Genomic DNA, 15,348 nt, shown 5'->3' on the forward strand with positions numbered 1-15,348 from the left:
CCCGGGTGTCGAAGCCGAGCCGCAACTCACAATGCGGTCAATCATCACCATCAAGGGGCTCAATCCACTGGGGCCAATCGGCCGCCTGGACAGCGTTCTCGGACAACACTCCGTGCTTGAGCGCACTCGAGTGGATCCTCACGCTGCAAAGTCAGCCAGTGCGCGCCGAATCGCCTCAGAACGGGACAAGTGCTCGCGCTCGGCAACCGCATCGAGCGTCGCGATCTCGTCAGCGGTGAGCCGTACGGCAACCACCTGCATCGGCTCAGCACCACGACCCGGCCGACCACGACCGCGACGCTTCAATTCGTCGATGTCATATCCCGCAGCAGCCTCGTCCGACCACTCCCGAATCTGCTTCTCAGTGACCATAGACAAATCGTATAACGAAAATCCCAGCCAGGTAGGTGCCGACGCCGCTACGGACATTTCGAACAGGCTTCTCCCCGCAGCAAATGCGGTGGATGACGCAGATGTGGAAAGCGGGTCCTGACCTCCGCCTACGTGTCAGAGACTGCTGCGCCCTCGGCCGCCTCGTGGCCGTTGAGGAACTTCACTACCTTGTCGTACGGCATCTCCCAAGGTCCGGAGTGCTTCCCCAGGTGATCGGCAAGCGCGACGATCCGATCCGTCTTGCCATAGGCGGCATCCAGCTCAGAGTGATACAGCTCCATCAGCGGCTGACCCAACATGTCGGTCAGCTCGCGTTCTTCGAGGAGGTCCCTGCGGCCAGCGCCGATGCGCCAAGTAATGATGTCTTGGCGCCACCCGCCGGATATTTCGTGACCAAGCACAGCGCGCTCCGCGACAGCCCCGCCGAGCAAGAAGCGCATCGACGCGAGCATGTCGTTAGGAACCCAAGTCGCCGGGTCGCCATCCAACATTTCGACCGCACCCGGCGCGACTACCAAGCCGTCCGCAAACTTCGGCATGGCATCCTCAGCGAAAAGGACGATGCGCCGGAACTCTAGTCCGTTGTCGATCGCTGCAACAGCGTGCCCTGCCTCGTGCACGAACACGTGCCGATCCAGCCCGTGCTTGTCGCACTCGCTCTCCACCACGTCGTCGTTCATCAGTTTCGAAAGGCCCGAACCAGGTTCATCCCGTCGCCCTCATCCCTAGTAGTCGGTGACAAAGTGTCACACGCCACGGTCAATCTGACGCCCTTTAGTCCTGAAACTCGTCTCTCCAGGCTTCATCAACCTACTTCCGGCGCCTTTGGGTGCCGAGACGCGGCGGATGACGCCTTACGTCTCAGCACCAAGAACACACATCTCAGCATCGTTGTCCGCCTCATGCGCGATAGATCGTCCGATCTTTCAGTATCTGTGCCGAACGTGGCTCGACACGTCTTCTCAGATTCCGGCACTACTGGACCCCAACTGTCACTAAGGTGAGCGCATGTCTGACATCCACGCGCTCGCGTCCGGCGCGTCAGGCTTCTTATCAAGTCCGGCACCGGACGATTCAGGGGCGCAAACGCAGGATCGGTTTGAATGGCAGGCTGCGATGGCAACCGCTGATGTCCTGGCGATGTACTTGGAGTCGCTGGCTCCAGACGGCACCTTGCTCGCCGACTCGGACTTCCAGCTTGTCTGCGAGCATCACGAAGACTGGGCGCTCATTTCCAGTGACAAGATTGAGATCGTCTCGGCTAAGCACAAAGAGACCGCCTTCGGAGCGTTTACTACCGTCTCTTCACTTCTGACCGAGGGTGGGGTTCTCCATCTGTATGAACGTTGGGTAGCGCTTGGAGCAAAGTGTCGATGCCGAGTTGCGACGACGGCAGGTATTGGAGCGGAGGTCTCGAACCTGTCGGCTCTAGGCATGCAGACGATTCCTCCACCGGGTCCGGGCAAATTGACCAAATCCAAACCTTCCATCGACGCGCTTTGCGCAGCCGTTGAGAAGGCACATGGAGGCGGCGTTCCAGTGGCTGACGGGGCCAGTCTCATTGAGAGCGTCTCACGGTTTCTCGCGATACTAAGGATCGAGCACAGCCTCGCTCACCGTCAGCATCTCCCACATGCTGCGCCAGGCATGTACGCAGCACCTATCGCAGCAAAACTCGGCTCTCCTCTCGCAGCTTCAGCAATCTGGAAATCGGTTCTTGAGGTGGTCAGAGAACGAATGCGTTCGGCGGGTCCGAGGACGGCCGGCCGGTTGCCAACTGTCCTCGGACACGAAATTGCACATGGGGACGAAGCTAGGTGCCTCACGCTTCCTGAACTGGATCTAGTCATAAGGATCAGCGCGGCGAATCCAAGGGGATACGACCCCCTACCTCGCCTGCCAAGAACGAATCGCATGGCCATCAAGATGGCAACGGGCCGCTGCTCCGACAACTCAATCGAACGCGCAGAACTGCTGCGTCTTGACTATCGACAGTTCGTGAATGGGCGCGGTTCCTCTCCGTCGAACTCGACTGATGTCAGGCAGCTCCGTCGTCTCTTGCTCCGTGTCGTGGATACCGCAACACATGAGGTCGAAACGTCCGGCGTGCCGTGGGGCGCCGCGCTGTGGCGAAAAGTCGAGGGCGAACTTCTCGCTCTACAGGGAAGGCCGGAGGCTCTAGGTATGGACGCCGACCTGCTTCTCGGAGGAGTCTCTGACCTGTCGAATCAATGCAAAGTTTGGTTCTCCGATCGTTTTGACATCGCTGAGCGAATTGATGCGATTCGTCGAGGCGATGCGCAGTGGTGAATTCAGCAGCCACGAGCGAAGAGGATCGCCGCTGGCTTTTGGACGACTTGGCGTACCACCAGTCACGGGTTCTCCTCCTCATCGAAGCGGTCGCAGCCGACCCCGGCCACGCAAGGAAACTGGACGGACTGACAAAGCTTGCGAAGCTGGACTTCCTGGTTCGATACCCGGGACTCGCGCCAGCCGTATTAGAGGATTTGCAACCGACGGATCCTCGGCTACATATCGAGGATCCCGAGTTTCCCACGCGAGTCGACGATCCAATGATCCGATACAAGTACGGGCCTTGGGATGACCGGTACTACCCGGTGATTGGAGCACTAGTGTCTCGAGGGCTTGTCAAGTACGTACGAGGCCGACGCGGCAGCGTCGCCCTCGCCCCGACGCCATCTGGGCAAGCCTTGGCGAGCGACTTGAAAGACGCCGCGATGTGGGGCGAGATCGCGGAGCGATGCGCCGTCATAGCGCAAGCCACAGGCGGAATGTCGGGTAACCATCTGAAGTCGTTGATCTACGCGAACCTCCCAGCGCTGATGAATCGCCCCCAAAGGACAGAGATTCGATGACTTCGCATTTCAGAATCGTATCTATCCGGCTAGATACGACCAATGGCCAGCTTGAACACTCGTTCTCGTCCGATTTAAGCGTATTGGCGGGCCATACCGGTGTTGGCAAGACAACTCTCCTCGAGCTGGTGAAGCACGTGCTCGGTGGCGACGCGATGTTAGCCCCAGTTGTAAAGGAATCCGTTACTGATGTTCATCTGAACGTCCAAGTCGGCAACGAGTCATTCCAGCTTTCACGTTCGACGGACGCAAACGGCATGAAGAAGATCCGCGTAGTAGATCTCATGACCCGCGAGCGGCTTGGCGACCGCAATGTCGACTCACGCGAACCAAGCATCAGCACCCTCCTGCTGGAGTCGCTTGGACTTGAAGCTGGGATGAAGGCAGCGGCACGAAGTGGACGAAGCGCGAAGCCAGGTGCTGCGATCACCTTCAACGATGTCTTCCAGTACATGTATGTGCCGCAATCCGCGATCAACCGAGAGATTGCGAAGAGTAATGACGGCTACTACGAGCCGAAGCGTAAGGCAGTGTTCGAGGTACTGTTCGGCCTCACAGATTCCGAGATCTTGGGACAGTGGTCCGAGTTCAATCGGCTGAAGGGTCAGATCGAGTCGGCAACTCATGAGTTCCAGACCGTCAATCAGTTCCTGGAGTCAAGCGGCCTTACCGACCGGTTGGACGTCGAGATCCTGCTCGCGAAGGCCGTTGCCGATCAACAGGAAGCCGAGGCTGAGATCGCTTCGCTCCGGGATGAACTAGCTCCAGCAAGCGACCGGGAGACGCAACTGCTGCGCGAGATGCTCGGCAGTGCCGAGCAGGCTCTCACAGAAGCCAACCGAATGGCTGTTGATCTCGCCAGAGAGAGACAAGAGTACGCCAGCGAGAAGAATCGGGTCAGGTCGGAATTGGGCCGCCTCGCGCGTATGTCCGATGCTGGGGAACGACTTGCAAGTATCGAGTTCTCCGTCTGCCCGCGGTGCACTCAACGTTTAGATGCTCGCCAAGTCGCTCCAGAGCTGTGCCGGGTCTGCTTACAGGCCGACGTGGTACCGGGACACAATCACGAACTGCAATACGAAAGCGAGCAGCTTACCGTCCAACTGGCAGAGCTCGAGGATCAATTGAATGTCATTGACCAGCGTGCCTCAGAGACTCAGCGGGTTCAGTTCAGTCGGTCTGAGCTCATTTCATCGATTGCTGAACAGATCGAAGTGCGCACCTCGACCCGGGTGTCTCCGAGGCTGCAGGCGTTCGCCGACGCCACCGCAAAACAGCAACGCGCGATCGTCCAACAGGAGTTTCTCGAGCAGACCCTCCGACAGTGGGACCATGCTGACGACCTCGGACAAGAAGCTGAACGGCTCACCTTGCGTCGCAATCGACTGAAACTGGACGCTGAGAGCGGTCAGGCTCGCTTGTCCCAACGCAAGACGGAAGTCATAGCCGAGTTGAGCGAAGAACTGCAGTCGACGGTTCTTGCGTTCGGAATCCCTAGCGTGGAATCAGCAGTCATCAATCCAGACACATACCTCCCCATGATTAATGGCCTCGTCTTTGACGAGGTCAGTTCAGGCGGCGGGATCATCACATCGACACAGGTTGCGTACTGGCTGAGCCTGCTCACTGTCGCCAACCGTAGATTTGACTGTCCCTACCCAGCCTTCTTAATGATCGACAGTCCAAGGCTGGCTCTGAATAACCAAGACGACATCGCCGCTCAGATGTATCGGCGATTCGTTACGCAGGCAGACGCCACGCCGGGACGTCTGCAATTCATCGTCGCCGACAACGCCATCCCAGACAGGTACGGACAGGAATTCTCGGAGATCGACTTTGACTACGACCACCCAACAATCTCCACGATCGCTCACCCAGGCTTGGCAGCCGTCACAACTCTCGTGCCGGAACCCGAGTAGTCGCACATGCACATGGAAGAACGGACGATGCGCTTGGCGACGATACCGGATCGATTCGACCACGACGGAGCGCCTCGCATCTGAAAAATCATCGTGTCCCCCGCCCGGATGCTGCCTCGACCGTTCTGCACCTTTGTGACTTGCAGGTTTGGTAGAGCGTCATTCTGGGCGGAATGACGCACGTCTTTGAGCATCAGGGATTCTGGGACAATGACACTTATGAGTATCCCAGCGTTCCTCGACAGTGAGGCGGTCACGCGTGCATGTAGACGGCGCGGCGTGGCCCGGCTGTGGGTCGTCGGTTCGGTCGTCGCTGGTCGGTTCGATCCAGAGCGGAGCGGCGTCGACTTCTTGGTCGATTTCCTTCCCAGGGTTCACGATCTGTTGGGGAACTATCTAGCACTCAAGACAGACCTTGAGCGGATCATCGGTCGCAAGGTCGACCTGGTGATGTCCGATGCGGTCGAGAATCCGCACTTCGCGGCTGAGGCGTTCGGAACTGCTGAAGAGATCTACGTTGCCTAGATCGCTCCACCCGCGCTCACGGCACTCGAAAGATCCCCGCAGGAGTCGCAGCCATCTGCACCGGCACGTCGTGGGGCTCGTGCGGAACCTCGGGCAGCAACTCATGGACGAACACCACGGCACAGATCGGAGCAGTGACACTCGCCAGCGCGCGGTCGTAGAAGCCGGCACCGCGGCCCAGCCGATGTCCGGAGTGGTCGACCGCCAGCGCCGGGACGATCACGACATCACAGCTCGCCAAGGCCTCGGCACCCAGACGCTCGCCGTCGGGTTCGGGGATCCCGAGACTCGTCGTAGTCAGTGCGACCGCGGGGTCAAACAGAACCCAGTCGAGAGTGTGATCGTCCTGGGTGATCGGCACGATGACCTCGATCCCGTGCTCGGCAAGCGCAGAGAGAGTCGGCCCAGTGCCGGGCTCTGACAGCATCGACAGATAACAAGCGACCCTGCGAGCCCGCGCAATCACGGGCGTGGCGAGCAGGTGCAATGCGATCGCCTCGGCGGCTTCGGCCCGCTCCGACGAGCTCATCGACCGTCGCCGCGCGAGCAGCTTTTCGCGCACATCGCTCTTCGTCACGCGGCTGACGCTAACCTATGGGCCCTGGGGGAAGAGGGAATGACTGTGACCGGACTCGAACAAGCCAAGCAGCGCATGCTCGCCGCAGGCGTACCTCAGCGTGCCATCGACGTCTTCGCGTCGTTCTACGTGCAGCTCGAACAGGGCGCGACCGGGATGATCCCCGAGTCCGACGTCGAACCGCTGATCGACATCGACCACGCAGGTGCCTTGGAGATCAGCGACGACGACTGTCGCGCGGCCGCCGCCGTCACGGCTGTCATCAAGCTCAACGGCGGACTCGGCACGTCGATGGGTCTCGATCGGGCCAAGACGCTGCTCTCCGTGCGCCCCGACCTGACGTTCCTCGACGTCATCGCCGGCCAGGTGCTCGCGGTCCGTGAAACGTATGGCGTACCGATGCCGTTGCTGTTCATGAACAGCTTCCGCACCCGCGACGACACCTTGGCCGCACTTGCGAAGTACGACGATCTCGCCGTCGAGGGGCTGCCGCTGGACTTCCTTCAGAACCGTGAACCCAAGCTGCGCGCGGACGACCTCACCCCGGTCGACTGGCCGGCCGATCCCTCCCTCGAATGGTGCCCCCCGGGGCACGGCGATCTGTACACGGCGCTCGAAGTCTCCGGAATCCTCGATGCCCTGATCGACGCCGGTTACCGCTACGCGACGGTCTCCAACGCCGACAACCTCGGTGCGGCCCCGGATCCGGCGATGATGGGCTGGTTCGCCGCATCAGGCGCGCCCTACGCCGCCGAGGTGTGCCGTCGCACGCCCGCCGACGTCAAGGGCGGGCACATCGTGGTGCGACGCAGCGACGGACGGCTCGTGCTGCGCGAAACGGCGCAGACTCCCGAAGAAGACATCGAAGCGGCGTCCGATCTGACGAGGCACAAGTACTTCCACACCAATAACCTGTGGTTCGACCTGCAGGCCATGAAGTCGACGCTGCAAGAACGCGACGGCGTGCTCGGGCTGCCGTTGATCCGCAATGCCAAGACCGTCGATCCGACCGACCCGACTTCGACTCCGGTCGTGCAGATCGAGTCGGCGATGGGGGCTGCGGTCGAGGTGTTCGACGGCGCCACGGCGATCGAGGTCGACCGGTCGAGGTTCCTTCCGGTCAAGACGACGAATGATCTGCTGTTGCTGCGGTCCGACGTCTACGGCCTCGGCGACGACTTCCGCGTCCGCGCGCAGGTCAAGAGCCCGCCGCTGGTCGACCTCGACCGCCGGTTCTACACGACGATCACCGACTTCGACGCCCGCATCCCGGAGCCGCCCTCACTGGTGGGCGCCGAGTCGTTGACGGTCAAGGGTGACTGGCGTTTCGGCCACGATGTCGTGGTCGTGGGCAAAGCTCATCTCGACGACACGGGCATGGCCGAGAGCGTCGCAACCGAGACGCGGTTAGGCTGATCGACATGTCGACAGGAGAGACCGGTGACTCATCAGATCAGGACATGCTGCCGATCGACCCGGTGAATTCTGAACCGACGGGCGATGAAGAGCTCACCCAGCCGGTGCCGAGCCCAGAAAAAACAAGCCCGGAGAACCCGAGCCCCCATAAGAACCCGGTGACGCCCGACCCCCAGAAGCCCGCGGCAGAACCGCAGGCCCGTTCGGCGCGTCCCCGACCCGCGAGCATTCGCGAGGGTCTGCTGACGGTCGAAGACCACCTTGAGAAGATCCTGCGCGGAATCGGCCCCCTCGCGGCGTACGACCAGCCGCTCGTCGAGTCCCTGGGACTACCGCTGCACGAAGCATTCGTCGCGCCGATGAGCCTGCCGCTGTTCGACAACTCGGCGATGGACGGATACGCCGTGCGCGCCGAAGACATCACGGAGGCACGCAAGGACCGTCCCGTGACCCTGCCGGTCGTCGGTGAGATCGCAGCAGGATCGGCCAAGCCGTTCGCGATCAGCGCTGGAACCGCAGTCAAGATCATGACCGGTGCCCCGATCCCACGCGGCGCCGATTCGGTCGTTCCGGTCGAGGAGACCGACGGCGGAAACGCCCGGGTGCAGATCTTCGCCTCGACCCAGCCCGGGGATCGGATCCGCCCCAAGGGCGAAGACGTCGCTGCCGGCGACACCGTGCTCGCCGAAGGGACGGTTCTCGGTCCCCGCGAGATCGGCCTGTTGGCCGCACTCGGTGCACCTCGGGTCAAGGCCCGTCCCCGTCCTCGCGTCGTCGTGATTTCGACGGGCACCGAACTGCGCGAGCCCGGCACACATCTCGACTACGACTCGATCAACGACGGCAACAGCTACATGCTCGCCGCGGCGGTCCGCGAGGCCGGTGCGATCTGCTACCGGGTCGGTGCTGTCGATGACAATCCGCGCACGTTCCGCCGGGTGCTGTCGGAGCAGCTCGTGCGCGCCGACCTCGTCGTCACGAGCGGCGGCATCAGCATGGGCGATCACGATGTCGTCAAAGAGACGCTGTCGGCGCTCGGCACGGTCGAGTTCAACCAGGTCGCGATGCAGCCGGGCAAACCCCAAGGCTTCGGCCGGGTCTTCGACGAGCAGACGCCGATCATCACGCTGCCCGGCAACGGAGTTTCGGCGTATGTCTCGTTCGAGGTGTTCGTGCTGCCGGCGATCCGCCGGATGATGGGACGCACGCCGTACCGCCGGCCCATGGTCCACGCGGTGCTCGCGGCTGACCTGCAGTCACGCCCGGGCATCCGCCAGTACGTGCGAGGCGTCTTCGAGGTGACCCACCGTGGTGCCAAGGTCACCCCGCTCGTCGGCGCCGGATCGCACATGGTCGGAGCCTTGGCCAAGGCCAATGCACTGATCATCGTGGGGGAGGACCAGACCGCGCTCAACCTCGGCGACACGGTCCGTACCCTCGTGCTCGACAGGCCGTTCTGATGGGTCACCGGCTGACCCACGTCGACGATTCGGGCGCCGCCCGCATGGTCGACGTGACGGCCAAGGCGGTCACCGCCCGGACGGCGACGGCCAGTGGACGCGTCGAGGTCAGTGCCGAAGTCATCGCCTTGCTGCGGGGCGACGGCGTACCCAAAGGCGATGCCCTCTCAGTAGCCCGCATCGCCGGAATCATGGCAACCAAGCGCACACCCGATCTGATCCCGCTGTGTCACCCACTGGCGATCGGCGGCGTCGAGGTCGATCTCGAAGTCGCGGACGACGCCGTTCTGATCGCCGCGACGGTGCGCACCGCCGACCGTACGGGCGTCGAGATGGAAGCCCTCACAGCGGTCAGTGTCGCGGCCCTGACGGTCGTCGACATGGTCAAGGCGGTCGACAAACTGGCCCGGATCACCGACATCGAAGTCGTCGCCAAGTCAGGCGGCAAGAGCGGTGACTGGCGGCGATGAGTACGCCGAAGGCCGCCGTCGTCGTTGCCTCCAATCGGGCGGCGGCCGGCATCTACTCCGACGAGACCGGGCCCATGATCGTGGAGGCCCTGCGGTCGTGGGGATTCGAGGTCGACGATGCCGCAGTGGTCGGTGACGGCGACCCGGTAGCGGTGGCCATCAAGGCGGCGTTGGATGCCGGTGCAGATGCTGTCATCACGACCGGCGGAACGGGAATCAATCCAACCGACCGAACGCCTGAGGCGACCAGGCCGCTGCTCGACCGCGAACTGCCCGGCGTGGCCGAGGCGATGCGCGCCCGAGGAGTCGCTGCCGGTGTACCCACTGCCGTCCTTTCGCGGGGACTCGCCGGAGTGGCGGGATCGACGGTCGTGGTCAATCTGCCCGGTTCCCGAGGCGGCGTGAAGGACGGGCTGGCCGTACTCGCCGACATCCTGCCGCATGCGGTCGACCAGTTGCGTGGCGGCGATCATCCCCGGAGCGACTCCTGAGCCCCGGCTGGCCGGTCGAGCTGAAACACGGATCGATCGGCGTCCGTCCGCTGCGCAGGCGTGACGCCCGTGCTTGGGCGCGAGTGCGGAACGCCCACGCGTCGTGGCTTCAGCCTTGGGAGGCGACATTGCCCCAGGAGGCCGGACCGCCAGCCGCGTCGTACCTCGGCATGATCTCGACTCTTCGCCGCAGAGCCCGGCAGGGCCACACGATGCCGTTCGTGCTGACCTGGGACGACGAGTTCGTGGGCATGCTGACGGTCAATGCGATCGCCTGGGGATCGTCCCGATCGGCGAGCATCGGCTACTGGGTGGCTCGAAGTCACGCGGGTCGCGGCATCACCCCGACCGCCGTCGCGTTGGTGTGTGACCATTTGCTCACGACAGTCGGACTTCACCGGATCGAGATCGCGATCCGCCCCGAGAACGCTCCGAGCCTGCGCGTCGTGGAGAAGTTGGGCTTCGCCGAGATCGGTCTTGCCCCGCGATTCCTGCACATTGCCGGTGAGTGGCAGGACCACCTCTTGTTCCAGATCCTGGCCGAGGACGTCCCGCGCGGACTCCTCGAGCGTCTCTCGCGCTGACCGAGTCACACCAGCCTCAGAAGTTCTCAGGCGACACACGGCGATTTGTCCGGGCTATCTGCCGCTCGACAGCCTACGGTTTTGCTTGTGGGTGCCAGTGCCGGGTTGATCGTTGCGTTCGTCGTCGTTGTGTGGGCGGCGTACTTCATCCCGCTTGCCCTGCGCCGTTACGACGAAGCCAGCAAGAGCGCGTCCGTGGAGAGTTCCGGATCGCTGAGCCGGGTCATCGCTTGGCCCCGGAGTGGCGCTGCGTCAACTGTCGAGAGCGATGGGGTCGATACGCCTGTCGCAGTGACCAGCAGCGCCGACAAACCCGAGGCACGCAAGCTCGACCGTCCGGCCGCACGACTGGCGGCTCGCCGCCGTCGCCGCACGCTTCTGACCCTGCTGGCGCTTGCTGTGATCGTCAGCGGTGTCGCCTTCGCAGGTGTCATCGCCAAGACGTACATGGCTATCCCGGCCGCCCTGATTCTGGCGTGGCTCGTGGCCTGCCGTATCCAGGTGCGCGGTGAGCTCGGGCTCGTCCGTGACAAGAAGCCCCGCTCGACCAAGTCCGTCGGCACATTCGCGAACAAGGTCAAGAGCAAGGCCAAGGCGAAAACTGCCAAGACCAAGACCAAGAGCAAGACCGGTGCCAACGTCTCGACGGCTGCCGACGAGGAAGAGACGATCATCGTCTCCGGGCAGTTCGAGGACGTCGACCCGGGACGCCCGCACGTCATGGAAGTCGTCGCCCTCGAAGACGATGCGCTCGACGACAAGATCGTCATCGCCGTCCCGTCGGTGTCGACGTCGGGGGAGGCCCTGTGGGATCCGCTTCCCGTGACGCTGCCGACCTACGTGACCAAGCCGCGGGCCGGCCGCACAGTGCGGACGATCGACTTCTCGCAGCCCGGAACGTGGACCTCGGGTCACATCGAGGGCGAAGATGTCGAACTTCCGGCACGCGCCGATGAGCCGGGTGAGGAACGCCGCGCGGTGGGTCACTGACCCCGCCTGATAATGTTGCGGAGCGCTCGCAGGTTGAGCGCATGGGGCATTGGCGCAGTTGGTAGCGCGCTTCGTTCGCATCGAAGAGGTCAGGAGTTCGAATCTCCTATGCTCCACCAGTAAGTCGAGATATGTGACATCCAGAGGAGTCCGGGCCATCGGCCGGGGCTCCTTTGCTGGTTCCGCCGATAGTCAGGTCGATGACGGTGGCTGTTGCGGCAAGGCGTAGCGTGCCCGCATCAGCTCGCCTGCTGCTGGTCCGGCGCGGAACGCGAAACGCGGGTCGGATACCGACACCCCTGTGACGGGATCGATCGTCTCCGGTTCCACCTCGCGTCCGGTCGCCGTATCGACGAGCACCATCGCACGCTCGGACGGAGCGAGCTGCTCGTTCCTCCACGCGGCCATCGCCACCAGGATCGGCCGCAGCGAGCGACCGAAGTCGGTGAGCACGTACTCATACCGGACCGGTCGCTCTTGGTAGGCGCGTTTGGCGAGGATGCCGTTGTCGACCAAAGTCTTGAGCCGGGTCGTGAGCATGCTTGAGGACAAGCCGATGTTGGCCTCGAACTGATCGAAGCGGGTGTACCCGTCGAAGCAGTCGTGCAGGATCAGGATCGTCCACCACTCGCCGACGTACGACATCGCTGTCGACAGGGGGCACTCGCGGTCTTCGGCTCGGACATGCGCAGACACTTGGTTCCTCCTTCGGACGGGCGGTCGAGGTGTCGGTATTCGACGACGCCGACCGTGACTGCTAATCTAGCAGCCGTAGCGACTGCGAAAATAGAAGTAACTGACGAAACGGAGAACTCCATGACCGACACCTTCACCGACTACACCCGCGCGGCGCTCCCGGCCCCCGTACTCGCCTACCTGGACGCCCATGACGAGAACCGCCACGCCGACGCCGCGGCGGTCTTCGCGCCCGATGCGACCGTCCTCGACGACGGGAACACCTACGAGGGCATCGATGCGATCAGCGTCTGGATCGAGACATCCGCGACCGAGTACACCTACACCAGCACCCGCATCGGTCAGCGGGTCGCCGACGAAAATCACGTGGTCGTGCAGATCCGAGTGGACGGGAATTTCCCTGGCGGCACCGTCACCCTCCGCTACCAGTTCGAACTCCACGCCGGACTCATCAAGCGGTTGGCGATCGAAGTCTGACCGCAGAGAGGTCGCGTAAGCAGGCCGTCCCCGAGGTGGAAGGTGTCGGAGCAAGGGTGAGCCGATCTGATTTACTACTCCACGTAGTAGTCATGCGCTCTGCGCAACTCGCAAGGAGGACTGTCATGAGACGCCTGCCCATCCTGTTCGGCGCGATCGTGTGCCTCGTTGCCTTGGTAGCACCGTCGGCCGCGATGGCGCACACCTCGCTGACGGCGTCCTCTGGGACGGCAACACCTACACCTACACCGACGCCCACGACCGGACCCCAGAAGGCGCCGTCGTCCGGTAGTTCCACGACGGCCGTCGATGCCCTGACGATCGTCGGCTTCTCCATCGTCACGATGGCCGGCCTGATCCTGGTGATCCGCGCCGGGCTCAAGTCGGCCAACTCCGAGGACGAGGACTGACGCTGCTGGTTGCGCGATAGCGCTTCCGATGACTATCATCGCCATATGACGATGATAGTCGCGCAAGACGATACCCAGGCCGAAGCCTCGTTGACCGCCGCCGCTTGCCTGTTCCACGGTTTCAGCGATCGTGCCCGCCTGGTGATCCTCCAGCACCTGCTGCTCGGCGAGCACCGCGTCGTCGAACTCACCGAGCACCTCGGCCTGGCGCAATCGACGGTCTCCAAACACCTGGCCTGCCTCAAGGACTGCGGTTTGGTCACATCCCGCCCCCAAGGTCGCGCGTCGGTCTTCAGCGTCACGCATCCCGAGGCGACCACGGCGCTCCTCTCGGCAGCTGAACAGCTCCTGGAACTCACCGGATTCGCGGTCACGCTCTGCCCCGACCACGGGATGTCGTCACATGACTGACCTGGACGTCGCCACGAAAGTGCGACTGGGCAGGCGTGCCCAACTGCTCGCCGGATTGTCGGTGACCTACAACGTCATCGAAGCGATCATCGCGATCACCGCCGGGCTGGTTGCGGGCTCGGTGGCGTTGGTCGGATTCGGCCTCGATTCCGTCGTCGAAGTCTCCAGCGGCCTGATCATCCTGTGGCAGTTCTCGCACCGCATCCCCGAATCCCGCGAGCGCCAGGCCTTGCGGCTCCTGGCCTTCTCATTCTTCGCGCTGGCCGCCTACGTCGGATTCGAATCGCTCCGAGCGCTGATCTTCGGCTCAGAACCTGATGCCTCGACCGTCGGAATCGGGCTGGCGGCCGTGTCGCTGATCGTGATGCCGTTCATCTCCTATGCCCAACGACGCACCGGCAAGGCATTGGGATCCAACGCCGTCTACGCCGACGGCACCCAGACTCTGCTCTGCACCTACCTGTCAGCGGTTCTGTTGATCGGTCTGCTCCTGAACGCGACCCTCGGTTGGTCTTGGGCCGACCCCGTCGCCGGCCTGATCATCGCCGGGGTCGCCGCACGCGAAGGTCTCGAAGCGTGGCGAGGCGACGGTTGCTGTGCAGGCACCCAATCCAGTTGTTCAATCGAGTCGTCAGACTCATTAGAAGGGAAACTCTGATGGGCGCAGGACACAGCCATCCGCCGGCACCGGCCGGACACGCGGGCGGACGGTACCGCCGCAGGCTCATGATTTCGTTCGGCCTCATCGCCGCCTTCTTTGTCGTCGAACTCGTTTACGGACTGCTCGCCGACTCGTTGGCACTGATCTCCGACGCGGGTCACATGGCGGCCGACGTGGTCGCGCTCGGCGCGGCACTCGCCGCGACCAAGATCGCCACCCGCAAGGACAAAACCGGCAGGCGGACGTTCGGCTCCTACCGCGCCGAGGTGTTCGCCTCCGGGTTCACGGTGTTGCTGATGCTGGGCGTTTCCGCGTACGTCGTCGTCGAAGCCATCAGCCGGATCGGAAGCGACCCCGAAGTCTCGTCCGGACCCATGGTCATCGTCGGCGGTATCGGTCTGCTCATGAACATCGTCGTGATGCTCCTGCTCAGAAGCGGCGCTCAGGAAAGCCTGAACGTCAAGGGCGCCTACTTCGAGGTCGTTGCCGACACCGCCGGTTCCGTGGGCGTCGTCATCGCCGGAATCCTCATCGCCACGACCGGCCAAGCGTGGTGGGATACCGCAGTCGCGCTGGCCATCGGAGCGTTCGTCTCTGTGCGCGCCGTGATCCTCGGTCGCCAGGTCCTCGCGGTCCTCGGGCAGCACGTACCCGATGGCATGGAGATCGACCGGGTCGCCGACGACCTCGCAGCCATCCCAGGTGTCAAGAACGTGCACGATCTGCACGTCTGGGTCCTCACCTCCGGGATGAACGTCGCGACCGCGCATCTCGTCGCCAGCGAATCCGATAACTTCCAGCGGATCCTCGACGACGCTCGTGCGACGTTGAAGAGCGGCTATGAGATCGAGCACGCGACTCTGCAGGTCGAACACACCGCTGCCCATGAATGTCACGAGATTGACTGGTAGTGCTGGGAATTATCTTTATCTCGGATCAGTGTGTTTATCGTCGCACTGCCGCGAAAGTGGAAGTTGGTGACACCCTGCGCC

Annotated in this window: 18 protein-coding genes and 1 tRNA gene; 15 read left to right on the top strand and 4 right to left on the bottom strand. The window is 63.0% G+C overall.

The features are described from left to right. Positions 1–138: 138 nt before the first annotated feature. Both ACXJKC_RS03335 and ACXJKC_RS03340 read right to left on the bottom strand, forming a co-directional pair. Positions 139–372 carry a ribbon-helix-helix domain-containing protein gene (locus ACXJKC_RS03335; protein ID WP_456695252.1) on the bottom strand — a complete coding sequence of 78 codons (234 nt, stop codon included), beginning with the start codon at positions 370–372 and terminating at the stop codon, positions 139–141. A 128-nt stretch (positions 373–500) separates the two neighbouring features. Beyond that, positions 501–1,073: a hypothetical protein gene (locus ACXJKC_RS03340; RefSeq protein ID WP_456695253.1), complete on the bottom strand. Its 573-nt coding sequence runs from the start codon at positions 1,071–1,073 to the stop codon at positions 501–503. A gap of 328 nt (positions 1,074–1,401) precedes the next feature. Here ACXJKC_RS03340 and ACXJKC_RS03345 point away from each other — a divergent pair, with 328 nt between their 5' ends. From ACXJKC_RS03345 to ACXJKC_RS03355, 3 genes are all read left to right on the top strand, one after another. Next, complete coding sequence (locus ACXJKC_RS03345) at positions 1,402–2,703, top strand: hypothetical protein (protein WP_456695254.1); 1,302 nt, start codon at positions 1,402–1,404, stop codon at positions 2,701–2,703. A 562-nt stretch (positions 2,704–3,265) separates the two neighbouring features. Then, entirely contained in the window at positions 3,266–5,188 is a 1,923-nt protein-coding gene (locus tag ACXJKC_RS03350) for a hypothetical protein (protein ID WP_456695255.1), read from the top strand. A 219-nt stretch (positions 5,189–5,407) separates the two neighbouring features. Then, entirely contained in the window at positions 5,408–5,713 is a 306-nt protein-coding gene (locus ACXJKC_RS03355) for a nucleotidyltransferase family protein (protein WP_456695256.1), read from the top strand. Between the two features lie 16 nt (positions 5,714–5,729). On the opposite strand, the gene ACXJKC_RS03360 is transcribed toward ACXJKC_RS03355, so the two are convergent. Next, on the bottom strand, positions 5,730–6,290 hold the full coding sequence (locus ACXJKC_RS03360) for a 5-formyltetrahydrofolate cyclo-ligase (protein WP_456695257.1): 561 nt from the start codon (positions 6,288–6,290) through the stop codon (positions 5,730–5,732). A gap of 39 nt (positions 6,291–6,329) precedes the next feature. Here ACXJKC_RS03360 and ACXJKC_RS03365 point away from each other — a divergent pair, with 39 nt between their 5' ends. The 7 genes from ACXJKC_RS03365 to ACXJKC_RS03395 all read left to right on the top strand — a co-directional run bounded on the left by ACXJKC_RS03365 (position 6,330) and on the right by ACXJKC_RS03395 (position 11,820). Further along, positions 6,330–7,706 carry a UTP--glucose-1-phosphate uridylyltransferase gene (locus tag ACXJKC_RS03365; RefSeq protein ID WP_456695258.1) on the top strand — a complete coding sequence of 459 codons (1,377 nt, stop codon included), beginning with the start codon at positions 6,330–6,332 and terminating at the stop codon, positions 7,704–7,706. A 5-nt stretch (positions 7,707–7,711) separates the two neighbouring features. Then, positions 7,712–9,166, top strand: a complete 1,455-nt coding sequence (glp, locus tag ACXJKC_RS03370; protein ID WP_456695259.1) for a molybdotransferase-like divisome protein Glp — start codon at positions 7,712–7,714, stop codon at positions 9,164–9,166. Next, positions 9,166–9,636, top strand: coding sequence for a cyclic pyranopterin monophosphate synthase MoaC (gene moaC / locus ACXJKC_RS03375; protein WP_456695260.1), 471 nt, complete (start codon positions 9,166–9,168; stop codon positions 9,634–9,636). The genes glp and moaC overlap by 1 nt, the downstream gene beginning before the upstream one ends. Beyond that, positions 9,633–10,127 carry a MogA/MoaB family molybdenum cofactor biosynthesis protein gene (locus ACXJKC_RS03380; RefSeq protein WP_456695261.1) on the top strand — a complete coding sequence of 165 codons (495 nt, stop codon included), beginning with the start codon at positions 9,633–9,635 and terminating at the stop codon, positions 10,125–10,127. The genes moaC and ACXJKC_RS03380 overlap by 4 nt, the downstream gene beginning before the upstream one ends. 50 nt (positions 10,128–10,177) lie before the next feature. Further along, entirely contained in the window at positions 10,178–10,711 is a 534-nt protein-coding gene (locus tag ACXJKC_RS03385) for a GNAT family N-acetyltransferase (protein ID WP_456695594.1), read from the top strand. An 87-nt stretch (positions 10,712–10,798) separates the two neighbouring features. Beyond that, positions 10,799–11,701 (top strand): divisome protein SepX/GlpR, encoded by a 903-nt coding sequence (gene sepX, locus ACXJKC_RS03390; protein WP_456695262.1) that lies wholly within the window; start codon positions 10,799–10,801, stop codon positions 11,699–11,701. Positions 11,702–11,744: 43 nt separating this feature from the next. Beyond that, positions 11,745–11,820: transfer RNA gene (locus ACXJKC_RS03395), tRNA-Ala, on the top strand. 73 nt (positions 11,821–11,893) lie between these two features. Here the strand turns inward: ACXJKC_RS03395 and ACXJKC_RS03400 are convergent. After that, positions 11,894–12,397 (bottom strand): winged helix-turn-helix transcriptional regulator, encoded by a 504-nt coding sequence (locus tag ACXJKC_RS03400; RefSeq protein WP_456695263.1) that lies wholly within the window; start codon positions 12,395–12,397, stop codon positions 11,894–11,896. Positions 12,398–12,517: 120 nt separating this feature from the next. Between ACXJKC_RS03400 and ACXJKC_RS03405 the strand changes: the two genes are divergently transcribed. The 5 genes from ACXJKC_RS03405 (at position 12,518) to ACXJKC_RS03425 (ending at position 15,267) form a co-directional block, all read left to right on the top strand. Continuing rightward, positions 12,518–12,874, top strand: a complete 357-nt coding sequence (locus ACXJKC_RS03405) for a nuclear transport factor 2 family protein (protein WP_456695264.1) — start codon at positions 12,518–12,520, stop codon at positions 12,872–12,874. 125 nt (positions 12,875–12,999) lie between these two features. Continuing rightward, the gene (locus tag ACXJKC_RS03410) at positions 13,000–13,284 is read left to right on the top strand and encodes a hypothetical protein (protein ID WP_456695265.1); all 285 of its coding nucleotides are present in this window, start codon (positions 13,000–13,002) and stop codon (positions 13,282–13,284) included. A 45-nt stretch (positions 13,285–13,329) separates the two neighbouring features. Further along, positions 13,330–13,695, top strand: coding sequence for an ArsR/SmtB family transcription factor (locus ACXJKC_RS03415; protein ID WP_456695266.1), 366 nt, complete (start codon positions 13,330–13,332; stop codon positions 13,693–13,695). Then, positions 13,688–14,353: a cation diffusion facilitator family transporter gene (locus ACXJKC_RS03420; protein WP_456695267.1), complete on the top strand. Its 666-nt coding sequence runs from the start codon at positions 13,688–13,690 to the stop codon at positions 14,351–14,353. Before ACXJKC_RS03415 ends, ACXJKC_RS03420 begins: the two co-directional genes overlap by 8 nt. Next, positions 14,353–15,267, top strand: a complete 915-nt coding sequence (locus ACXJKC_RS03425) for a cation diffusion facilitator family transporter (protein ID WP_456695268.1) — start codon at positions 14,353–14,355, stop codon at positions 15,265–15,267. The genes ACXJKC_RS03420 and ACXJKC_RS03425 overlap by 1 nt, the downstream gene beginning before the upstream one ends. Positions 15,268–15,348: the final 81 nt, after the last annotated feature.

The organism is Aeromicrobium sp. P5_D10 (genome assembly GCF_054049535.1).

Excerpts from the sequence above, each read along its gene's own strand:
- ACXJKC_RS03335 (WP_456695252.1), bottom strand. The coding sequence starts at position 372 with ATGGTCACTGAGAAGCAGATTCGGGAGTGGTCGGACGAGGCTGCTGCG.
- ACXJKC_RS03340 (WP_456695253.1), bottom strand. The coding sequence starts at position 1,073 with ATGAACGACGACGTGGTGGAGAGCGAGTGCGACAAGCACGGGCTGGAT.
- ACXJKC_RS03345 (WP_456695254.1), top strand. The coding sequence starts at position 1,402 with ATGTCTGACATCCACGCGCTCGCGTCCGGCGCGTCAGGCTTCTTATCA.
- ACXJKC_RS03350 (WP_456695255.1), top strand. The coding sequence starts at position 3,266 with ATGACTTCGCATTTCAGAATCGTATCTATCCGGCTAGATACGACCAAT.
- ACXJKC_RS03355 (WP_456695256.1), top strand. The coding sequence starts at position 5,408 with ATGAGTATCCCAGCGTTCCTCGACAGTGAGGCGGTCACGCGTGCATGT.
- ACXJKC_RS03365 (WP_456695258.1), top strand. The coding sequence starts at position 6,330 with ATGACTGTGACCGGACTCGAACAAGCCAAGCAGCGCATGCTCGCCGCA.
- glp (WP_456695259.1), top strand. The coding sequence starts at position 7,712 with ATGTCGACAGGAGAGACCGGTGACTCATCAGATCAGGACATGCTGCCG.
- moaC (WP_456695260.1), top strand. The coding sequence starts at position 9,166 with ATGGGTCACCGGCTGACCCACGTCGACGATTCGGGCGCCGCCCGCATG.
- ACXJKC_RS03380 (WP_456695261.1), top strand. The coding sequence starts at position 9,633 with ATGAGTACGCCGAAGGCCGCCGTCGTCGTTGCCTCCAATCGGGCGGCG.
- ACXJKC_RS03405 (WP_456695264.1), top strand. The coding sequence starts at position 12,518 with ATGACCGACACCTTCACCGACTACACCCGCGCGGCGCTCCCGGCCCCC.
- ACXJKC_RS03410 (WP_456695265.1), top strand. The coding sequence starts at position 13,000 with ATGAGACGCCTGCCCATCCTGTTCGGCGCGATCGTGTGCCTCGTTGCC.
- ACXJKC_RS03415 (WP_456695266.1), top strand. The coding sequence starts at position 13,330 with ATGACGATGATAGTCGCGCAAGACGATACCCAGGCCGAAGCCTCGTTG.
- ACXJKC_RS03420 (WP_456695267.1), top strand. The coding sequence starts at position 13,688 with ATGACTGACCTGGACGTCGCCACGAAAGTGCGACTGGGCAGGCGTGCC.
- ACXJKC_RS03425 (WP_456695268.1), top strand. The coding sequence starts at position 14,353 with ATGGGCGCAGGACACAGCCATCCGCCGGCACCGGCCGGACACGCGGGC.